Annotated in this window: 8 protein-coding genes; 3 read left to right on the top strand and 5 right to left on the bottom strand. The window is 60.8% G+C overall.

Going from position 1 to position 9,185, the window contains the following annotated elements:
* Window positions 1-118 precede the first annotated feature (118 nt).
* The 3 genes from ACW9JE_RS25615 to ACW9JE_RS25605 form a co-directional block, all read right to left on the bottom strand.
* On the bottom strand, window positions 119-1,222 hold the full coding sequence (locus ACW9JE_RS25615) for an NADH:flavin oxidoreductase (RefSeq protein WP_457434316.1): 1,104 nt from the start codon (window positions 1,220-1,222) through the stop codon (window positions 119-121).
* A gap of 303 nt (window positions 1,223-1,525) precedes the next feature.
* The gene (locus tag ACW9JE_RS25610; RefSeq protein ID WP_224537485.1) at window positions 1,526-2,008 is read right to left on the bottom strand and encodes a glutathione peroxidase; all 483 of its coding nucleotides are present in this window, start codon (window positions 2,006-2,008) and stop codon (window positions 1,526-1,528) included.
* 124 nt (window positions 2,009-2,132) lie between these two features.
* Window positions 2,133-2,618 carry an FKBP-type peptidyl-prolyl cis-trans isomerase gene (locus tag ACW9JE_RS25605; RefSeq protein ID WP_224537487.1) on the bottom strand — a complete coding sequence of 162 codons (486 nt, stop codon included), beginning with the start codon at window positions 2,616-2,618 and terminating at the stop codon, window positions 2,133-2,135.
* On the opposite strand from ACW9JE_RS25605, the gene ACW9JE_RS25600 reads away from it, so the two are divergent.
* From ACW9JE_RS25600 to ACW9JE_RS25590, 3 genes are read left to right on the top strand one after another with little or no spacing between them, the layout of a single operon-like run.
* Window positions 2,587-2,913: a DUF3565 domain-containing protein gene (locus ACW9JE_RS25600; RefSeq protein ID WP_224537489.1), complete on the top strand. Its 327-nt coding sequence runs from the start codon at window positions 2,587-2,589 to the stop codon at window positions 2,911-2,913. The two genes, ACW9JE_RS25605 and ACW9JE_RS25600, sit on opposite strands and share 32 nt — an antisense overlap.
* 60 nt (window positions 2,914-2,973) lie before the next feature.
* On the top strand, window positions 2,974-5,073 hold the full coding sequence (pta, locus tag ACW9JE_RS25595; RefSeq protein ID WP_224537490.1) for a phosphate acetyltransferase: 2,100 nt from the start codon (window positions 2,974-2,976) through the stop codon (window positions 5,071-5,073).
* Window positions 5,074-5,976, top strand: a complete 903-nt coding sequence (locus tag ACW9JE_RS25590; protein ID WP_457434315.1) for an acyltransferase — start codon at window positions 5,074-5,076, stop codon at window positions 5,974-5,976.
* A gap of 177 nt (window positions 5,977-6,153) precedes the next feature.
* On the opposite strand, the gene cysN is transcribed toward ACW9JE_RS25590, so the two are convergent.
* Entirely contained in the window at window positions 6,154-8,052 is a 1,899-nt protein-coding gene (cysN, locus tag ACW9JE_RS25585) for a sulfate adenylyltransferase subunit CysN (protein ID WP_224538419.1), read from the bottom strand.
* A gap of 9 nt (window positions 8,053-8,061) precedes the next feature.
* On the bottom strand, window positions 8,062-8,979 hold the full coding sequence (gene cysD / locus ACW9JE_RS25580; RefSeq protein WP_093226702.1) for a sulfate adenylyltransferase subunit CysD: 918 nt from the start codon (window positions 8,977-8,979) through the stop codon (window positions 8,062-8,064).
* Window positions 8,980-9,185: the final 206 nt, after the last annotated feature.

The following is a 9,185-nucleotide window of genomic DNA, read 5'->3' as shown; positions in this document are numbered from 1 at the left end:
AACATTGATGTCGACTGTCAGACCGTCATCGCGGGCAAGCCCGCTCCCACAGGGTCCGTGGAGCACACAGAAACTGTGGGAGCGGGCTTGCCCGCGATGAGGCCCTGACAGACGCCGCTTAAACCAGCGTCATCAACGCATCACGGCTGAACGGCAGAATGTCCTGCTCACGCCCTTCACGCACCTTCTGCGCCCAGTCCGGGTCCACCAGCAGCGCGCGGCCGACGGCCACGAGGTCGAACTCATCGTTGTTCAGACGCTCCAGCAGCTTTTCCAGGCTCGCAGGTTGGGCGACCTTGTCGGTGTTGACCATGAACTGCAGGAACTCGCCGTCCAGGCCGACGCTACCGACGGTGATGGTTGGTTTGCCGGTGAGCTTGCGGGTCCAACCGGCCAGGTTCAGTTCGGAACCGTCGAACTCCGGCTCCCAGAAGCGGCGGGTCGAGCAGTGGAAGATGTCCACGCCGGCATCGGCCAACGGCTTGAGAAACGCCTCCAGCGCTTCCGGGGTTTGCACCAGGCGTGCGGTGTAGTCCTGCTGTTTCCACTGGGAGAAGCGGAAGATGATCGGGAAGCCTTCACCGACCGCGGCACGCACGGCCTGGATCAGTTCGATGGCAAAACGCGAACGGTTGGCCAGGTCGCCGCCGTATTCATCGGTACGCTGGTTGCTGCCTTCCCAGAAGAACTGGTCGATCAGATAGCCGTGGGCGCCGTGGATTTCCACGCCGTCCATGCCGATGCTTTTGGCATCCTTGGCCGCCTGGGCGAACGCGGCGATCACGTCCTGAATGTCCTGCTTGCTCATGCCGTGAATCACGACCTGATCGTTTTTGATCTTTTCCGACGGACCGTAACCCGGCACGCTGGCATCCGGCTCGGTGCCGATACGGCGCACGCTGCCGACGTGCCACAGTTGCGGAACGATCTTGCCACCTTCGGCGTGGACCGCGTCGACCACTTTCTTCCAGCCTGCCAGCGCAGCTTCACCATAGAAATGCGGCACGTTCGGGTAGCCGTTGGAGGCCTTGTGGCCGACGGTGGTGCCTTCGGTGATGATCAGGCCAACACCGGCCGCGGCGCGACGACGGTAGTACTCGATCACTTTGGAATTGGGGACGCCGCCTGGGGAAAAGGAACGGGTCATCGGCGCCATGACGACGCGGGTCGGCAGTTCGAGGGTGCCGAGGTGGAACGGTTTGAACAGGGCTTGAACTGGCATTGGAACGCTCCACGGGGATAATCTTTATGACGGCGATAATATGGAGAGCGAACCGGGATGAACAGCACTATTGATTTGAATGATTAAAGATCAGAAGGGAGAAACACAGACAACTGTAGGAGCGAGCTTGCTCGCGATGGATTCAAAAAAACCGCGCCAGCGTTATCGTTGACGACCAACACTGTAGGAGCCGAGCTTGCTCGCGATGGATTCGAATGCGCCGCGGGGTGTCAGGTACCCAGCGTTATCGTTTGCGACCATCGCGAGCAAGCTCGGCTCCTACAGAGACAGGGTACGGAGGTATCAGCTCAGGGCTTTTTCAATCGCCTGGATAACCGTCGGATCATCCGGCGCAGTGCGAGGCGAGAAACGCGCCAGCACGCGTCCATCCTTGCCCAACAGGAATTTCTCGAAGTTCCAGGTGATGTCACCGGGAAACTCAGCGCCCTCGCCCGCCAGCAGTTTGTACAACTGATGCCGATCATGGCCATTGACTTCCAGCTTGCTGGACAACGGAAAGGTCACGCCGTAGTTGAGGCTGCAGAAATCCTGGATCTCCTGTTCGGAGCCCGGTTCCTGGCCGGCAAACTGGTTGCACGGAAGGCCCAGCACACTGAAGCCCTTGCCCTTGTATTGCTGATGGAGGTTTTCCAGCGCCGCGTACTGTGGCGTCAGGCCGCACTTGGAGGCCACGTTGACCACCAGCACGACGTGCCCCTTGAACGGAGCCAAAGGAAGCGCCTTACCATCCAGGCCTGTCAAATTAAGGTCGTGAAAAGCACTCATGACGTACTCCAGATTCCCGTGTTTTTCTCGAAACAACGACTTGGCGGTGTCGCCTGGGACGGCCGCAGACTAAAAAGGCGCCCTCGGGGCGCCTCTCCAGTTATCGAAAGCTTAGCGCAGAAAATCAGTGGTGATGGCCACCTTCGCCATGGACGTGACCATGAGCGATTTCTTCCTGGCTGGCATCACGAATGCTGACGATCTTGACCTTGAAGTTCAGGCGCTGACCGGCCAACGGGTGGTTGCCGTCGACGGTGACGTCGTCGCCGTCCAGATCACGGATGGTTACGATCTGCATCTGGCCGTCCGGCGCGGAAGCGTGGAACTGCATGCCCACTTCCAGCTCGTCGACGCCTTCGAACATGCTGCGGCTCAGGGTGCTGACCAGTTCGGCAGCGTATTCGCCGTAAGCGTCTTCAGGCTCGACGGATACGTTCAGTTCGTCGCCGACTGCCTTGCCTTCCAGAGCCTTTTCCAGACCCGGGATGATGTTGCCTGCGCCTTGCAGGTAAACCAGCGGCGCGCCGCCGGCGGAGCTGTCGATGACCTCACCAGCGTCGTTGGTCAGGGTATAGTCGATGGAGACAGCCTTATTGGCGGCGATCAGCATGGGGCGAGACCTTTTGCAAAAGAATAATGAAAGACCGAGTTTAGCGAAGCAATCGCCCGAAAGCGAACACAACCCGGACAGACGGGGTGCGACCATCACGGGCTTTCATCAGGACGAGGACGGACACTGGGTGGCCGAACTTTCCTGCGGCCACACCCAGCACCTGCGCCATCAGCCGCCGTGGCAATCGCGCGCCTGGGTCATGGACCCTGCGCAGCGGCATGAAAAAATAGGCCAACCCTTTGATTGCGGTTGGTGCGCACAGGGTTCGGTTAGCGATAACCTTGGCGACTGAATTTCGGTAGACGGCCAGCCAAAGGCCTTCACCCTTGCCATGCTCCTTCAGAGAATCCGCATGCAAACTTTTTTCATCGCACCCACCGATTTCGGCGTGGGTCTGACGTCCATCAGCCTCGGGCTGGTACGCACTCTGGAACGCGCCGGCCTCAAGGTCGGCTTTTTCAAACCGATTGCTCAACCACATCCGGGTGACACCGGCCCTGAACGCTCCACCGAACTGGTGGCGCGCACCCACGGCCTGAAGCCGCCACAGCCTTTGGGTCTGGCTCATGTCGAGCGCATGCTTGGCGACGGTCAGCTCGATGAGTTGCTCGAAGAAATCATCACCCTTTACCAACAGGCCGCCATCGGCAAGGACGTGCTGATCGTCGAAGGCATGGTGCCGACCCGCAGCGCCAGTTATGCCGCGCGGGTCAACCTGCACCTGGCCAAGAGCCTGGATGCCGAAGTGATTCTGGTGTCGGCGCCGGAAAACGAAGTGCTGACCGAACTGTCCGGTCGCGTGGAGTTGCAGGCGCAATTGTTCGGCGGCCCGAAAGACCCGAAGGTCCTCGGCGTGATCCTGAACAAGGTCAAGACCGACGAGAGCATGGATGCCTTCGCCGCGCGCCTGAAGGAACATTCGCCGCTGCTGCGCAGTGGCGACTTCCGTCTGCTGGGCTGCATTCCCTATCAGCCGGAACTGAACGCCCCGCGCACCCGCGACGTGGCCGACCTGATGGGCGCCCAGGTGCTCAATGCCGGCGACTATGAAACCCGGCGCATGACCAAGACCATCATTTGCGCCCGCACCATGCGCAACACCGTGGACCTGCTCAAGCCCGGCGTGCTGGTGGTGACCCCCGGCGATCGCGACGACATCATCCTCGCGGTGAGCCTGGCGGCCATCAACGGCGTACCCCTGGCCGGCCTGCTGCTGACCAGCGACACCCTGCCCGATCCGCGCATCATGGAACTCTGCCGTGGCGCCCTGCAGGCCGGCCTGCCGGTGCTGTCGGTGAGCACCGGTTCCTACGACACCGCCAACCTGTTGAACGGACTGAACAAGGAAATCCCGATCGACGACCGCGAGCGTGCGGAAATCATCACCGATTTCGTCGCCGGTTATCTGGACGCCAACTGGCTGCATCAGCGCTGCGGCACGCCACGGGAAATGCGCCTGTCACCGGCGGTGTTCCGCTATCAACTGATCCAGCGCGCCCAGAGCGCCAACAAGCGCATCGTCCTGCCCGAAGGCAGCGAGCCGCTGACCGTGCAGGCCGCGGCGATCTGTCAGGCCCGTGGCATCGCCCGCTGCGTGTTGCTGGCCAAGCCGGCGGACGTCGAAGCGGTCGCTCGCGCCCAGGGCATCGAACTGCCGGCGGGGCTGGAAATCCTCGATCCGGATTTGATTCGCGAGCGTTATGTCGAGCCGATGGTTGCGCTGCGCAAGACCAAGAGCCTCAACGCACCGATGGCCGAGCAGCAACTGGAAGACCCGGTGGTGATCGGCACCATGATGCTGGCGCTGGACGAAGTCGATGGCCTGGTGTCCGGGGTCATTCATTCCACCGCCAATACCATCCGCCCTGCCCTGCAACTGATCAAGACCGCGCCGGGCTGCACCCTGGTGTCGTCGGTGTTCTTCATGCTGTTCCCCGAAGAGGTGCTGGTGTACGGCGACTGCGTGATGAACCCGCACCCGAGCGCCAGCGAACTGGCAGAGATCGCCCTGCAAAGCGCGGACTCGGCAGCGGCCTTCGGCATCACGCCACGGGTGGCGATGATCAGTTACTCCAGCGGTGAGTCGGCAACTGGCGAGGAAGTTGAGAAGGTCCGTGAAGCGACACTGCTCGCCCATGAACAGCAACGTTCGCTACTGATCGACGGCCCATTGCAATACGATGCCGCCGCCAACGAAACCGTGGCCCGGCAACTGGCGCCGAACAGTCAGGTGGCCGGTCGCGCCACGGTGTTCGTGTTCCCCGACCTGAACACCGGCAACACCACGCACAAAGCCGTGCAGCGCAGTGCCGACTGCGTCAGCCTCGGGCCGATGCTGCAGGGCCTGCGCAAACCGGTGAACGACTTACCCCGTGGTGCGCAGGTCGATGACATCGTCTACACCATCGCCTTGACCGCGATCCAGGCAGCCAACCGACCTATGGATGTTTAAATGCTGGACTTTCTACCTGCACCCGCGCGCGGTGTAATCGCTTCGTTGCTGTTGGCCCTGAACACGATTCTCCTGTGCTCGTTTCTGTTCTGCGTGGCGCTGATCAAGGCCTTGCCGTTCGCCTTCACCCAACGCATTGCCGGCTGGCTGATGAGCCACACCCACGAAGCCTGGATCAGCCTCAACAAAGGCTGGATGAACCTGGTGCGGCGCACCCGCTGGCATATCAGCGGCCTGCAAGGCCTCGACTATCAGCACTCCTACCTGATCACCAGCAACCATCAGAGTTGGGTCGACATTCTGGTGCTGCAATACGTGCTCAACCGGCGCATCCAGCCGCTGAAGTTCTTTCTCAAGCAGGAGCTGATCTGGGTCCCGGTGATCGGGCTGGCGTGGTGGGCGCTGGGCTTTCCGTTCATGAAACGCTACTCCAAGGCGTATCTGGAGAAGCACCCGGAGAAGAAAGGCAAGGACCTGGAAACCACCCGCAAGACCTGTGCGAAGTTTCGCAACAACCCGGTCGGTATTTTCAACTTCGTCGAAGGCACGCGTTTTACGGACGGCAAACATGCCCAGCAGAAATCACCGTTCAAATACCTGCTCAAACCCAAGGCCGGTGGCATTGCCTTTGTGCTGGATGCGATGGGCGAACAGCTGGAATCGATCGTCAACGTGACCATCCACTACCCGGCCGGACGCCCGGGCTTCTGGGACCTGCTGTGCGGGAATGTGAAGGATGTGGTTGTGCACTTCGAAGAGCTGAAGATTCCGCCACAGTTCGTGGGCAAGAACTATGACCAGGACGGTGAGTACCGGTTGCAGTTCCAGGGGTGGATCAATCAGTTGTGGCAGGACAAGGATGCGTTGCTGGAGCAGATGCATCGGGAGTATCCCGCCAGATAATTTATCGCCTGCACCGGCCTCTTCGCGGGCAAGCCTCGCTCCTACGAGGCACGCAACTGTAGGAGCGAGGCTTGCCCGCGAACGCGTCCGAACAGACACAAAAAAGCCCGCAGACAGTCACCTGTCCGCGGGCTTTTTCTTGCAGCTTGAAGCTAGAAGCTCACCGCTGCCCTTGCCTTAGATCGCACCACGCTTGCGCAGCAGATCCAGCACTTGCTTGACGCCTTCTTCCAGCGAAACCGACTGGGTGTCGATCACCAGATCGGCATCCAGCGGCACGTCGTACGGGAAGGATTCGCCCGGGATGTTATCCCCGGCCGCCGCGTACAGACCTTGCGGATCACGCTCGGCGCAGACGGTTGGCGAGGCCTGGACATAGACCGTCATCAGACGATCTTTACCAATCAGCTCCTTGGCCTGCTCACGACCCTCGGCACTCGGCGCAACGAACGCAGCCAGAGTCAACAGACCGGCTTCGTTGAACTGACGCGCCACGTGGGCGGCACGACGCCAGTTCTCGGTACGCCCGGCGCGATCCTGCGGCAGACCCTTGTTCAGGTCGTGACGCAGGTTCTGGCCATCGAGGACGAACACCGCACGACCGAGGTCGAACAGCTTGCGCTCCACAGCGTAAGCCAGGGTGCTCTTGCCAGCGCCCGACAGGCCGCTGAACAGCACGGTGGCCGGCTGCTGGCCGAAGCGTTGCGCACGTTCTTCGGTGGCAACGTGAGCCAGTTTGCCGTGGTGAGTGCTGGTGCCATGGGCAACCGGTTGAGCCACGATCATGCCCGCGCCAACGGTGCCGTTGGTCAAGCGGTCGATGACGATGAACGCACCGGTGGTGCGGTTGCTGTCGTAACCGTCGAGGGCGATCGGCGCGTCGAGCGCGATCTTGACCTTGCCGATTTCGTTCAGCTGCAACGCACTGGCCGAACCTTCTTCAAGGGTGTTCACGTCGACCTTGTTGACGATGCTGGCAATGGAGCCCGGCACGTAGCTGGTGGCGCGCTTGATGTCGTATTTCTTGCCCGGCAGCATCGGCTCTTCAGCCATCCACACCAGCATCGCTTCGAAGCTGTCGGTGACTGGCGGCACGTTGTCGGCGTGAACCAGCAAGTCGCCACGGGAGATGTCGATTTCGTCTTCCATGGTCAGCGTCACCGCTTGACCTGGACCTGCGTGTTCCAACTCACCTTCGAAGGTGACGATGGATTTCACGCGGCTGCTCTTGCCCGACGGCAGCACCACAACTTCGTCGCCTTTCTTGACGATGCCGCTGGCCAGGGTGCCGGCGAAACCGCGGAAGTTCAGGTTCGGACGGTTGACGTACTGCACCGGGAAACGCAGGTCAGTGAAGTTGCGATCGCCCGCCACTTCCACGGTCTCGAGAATTTCCATCAGCGACTGGCCGGTGTACCACGGCGAGCGCTCGGATTTGTTCACCACGTTGTCGCCCTTGAGGGCAGACATCGGCACGAAGTGCAGGCTGGTCGGCTGCAGTTTCAGGCCTTCGGCGAACTTCAGGTAATCGGCCTTGATCGACTCGAACACGTCCTGGTCGAAACCCTTGAGGTCCATCTTGTTGATGGCGACGACGATGTGCTTGATGCCCAGCAGGGAGGCGATGAAGCTGTGGCGACGGGTCTGGGTCTGCACGCCGTAACGGGCGTCGACCAGGATGATCGCCAGGTCACAGGTGGACGCACCGGTGGCCATGTTGCGAGTGTACTGCTCGTGGCCCGGGGTGTCGGCGATGATGAACTTGCGCTTGGCGGTGGAGAAATAGCGGTAGGCGACATCGATGGTGATGCCCTGCTCACGCTCGGCCTGCAGGCCGTCGACCAGCAATGCCAGGTCGATGTCTTCGCCGGTGGTGCCGACTTTTTTCGAGTCGCGGGTGATCGCTTCCAGGTGATCTTCGTAGATCATCTTGGAGTCGTGCAGCAGGCGCCCGATGAGGGTGCTCTTGCCGTCGTCGACGTTACCGCAGGTCAGGAAGCGCAGCAGCTCTTTACGTTCGTGCTGGCCCAGGTAGGCGAGGATGTCCTCGCTGATCAAATCAGATTGATGCGACATGACAGCCCCTTAGAAATAACCTTGACGTTTTTTGTCTTCCATCGAGCCTGCGCCATCGTGGTCGATGACACGGCCCTGGCGCTCGGAAGTTCGCGTCAGGAGCATTTCCTGAATGATGTCCGTGAGGCTTTCGGCCTCGGACTCCACCGCGCCCGTCAACGGGTAGCAGCCAAGGGTACGGAAACGCACTTTCTTTTTGACGATGCGGGCTTTGTCTTCATCGCTCAGGTGCTCGAGGATGCGCTCGTCATCGATCATGATCAGGGTGCCGTTCTTCTCGATCACTTCACGCTCGGCGGCGAAGTACAGCGGCACGATCGGGATGCCTTCGAGGTAGATGTACTGCCAGATGTCCAGCTCGGTCCAGTTCGACAGCGGGAAAACGCGGATCGACTCGCCCTTGTTGACCTTGCCGTTGTAGACGTTCCACAGCTCAGGACGCTGGTTTTTCGGGTCCCAGCGATGCTTGCTGTCGCGGAACGAGTACACGCGCTCCTTGGCGCGGGATTTCTCTTCATCGCGGCGTGCGCCACCGAAGGCGGCGTCGAAACCATGCTTGTCCAAAGCCTGTTTCAGACCTTCGGTCTTCATGATGTCGGTGTGCTTGGCACTGCCGTGGGTGAACGGGTTGATGTTCTGCGCCACGCCATCCGGGTTGATGTGGGTGATCAGGTCCAGGCCCAGGTCCGCAACCATCTTGTCGCGGAAGGCGTACATCTCCTGGAATTTCCAGCGGGTGTCGACGTGCATCACCGGAAACGGCAGCTTGCCCGGGAAGAACGCCTTGCGTGCCAGGTGCAGCATCACGGCGGAGTCTTTACCGATGGAGTACAGCATCACCGGGTTGTCGAACTCGGCGGCCACCTCGCGGATGATGTGGATGCTTTCCGCCTCCAGCTGTTTCAGATGCGTCAGTTTGTCGACCATGGCTACTCACGAAAACTTTCTTATGAACGGCCAGCGGGCCGTGTTCGAGCGGGGATCCTAGCACAGCGACCTGCTTCTAATCAGGGCGCGGGCTAGATCGAAAGGGCATATGAATATGCCTGCCAGTTTGTCCCCGCCCCCGTAGGAGCGAGGCTTGCCCGCGAAGAACGGTAACGCGGTGTGCCTGATGCAACCGGGGATCGTTC

The sequence above is a fragment of the Pseudomonas sp. SDO55104_S430 genome, from assembly GCF_054070595.1.
Note: the sequence above shows the minus strand (reverse complement) of the source record. Positions and strands in the feature narration are given on the sequence as shown.

Coding starts and splice junctions, on each gene's coding strand:
- ACW9JE_RS25605 (WP_224537487.1), bottom strand. CDS start 2,618: ATGCTGATCGCCGCCAATAAGGCTGTCTCCATCGACTATACCCTGACC.
- cysD (WP_093226702.1), bottom strand. CDS start 8,979: ATGGTCGACAAACTGACGCATCTGAAACAGCTGGAGGCGGAAAGCATC.
- ACW9JE_RS25600 (WP_224537489.1), top strand. CDS start 2,587: ATGGAGACAGCCTTATTGGCGGCGATCAGCATGGGGCGAGACCTTTTG.
- ACW9JE_RS25615 (WP_457434316.1), bottom strand. CDS start 1,222: ATGCCAGTTCAAGCCCTGTTCAAACCGTTCCACCTCGGCACCCTCGAA.
- pta (WP_224537490.1), top strand. CDS start 2,974: ATGCAAACTTTTTTCATCGCACCCACCGATTTCGGCGTGGGTCTGACG.
- ACW9JE_RS25610 (WP_224537485.1), bottom strand. CDS start 2,008: ATGAGTGCTTTTCACGACCTTAATTTGACAGGCCTGGATGGTAAGGCG.
- ACW9JE_RS25590 (WP_457434315.1), top strand. CDS start 5,074: ATGCTGGACTTTCTACCTGCACCCGCGCGCGGTGTAATCGCTTCGTTG.
- cysN (WP_224538419.1), bottom strand. CDS start 8,052: ATGTCGCATCAATCTGATTTGATCAGCGAGGACATCCTCGCCTACCTG.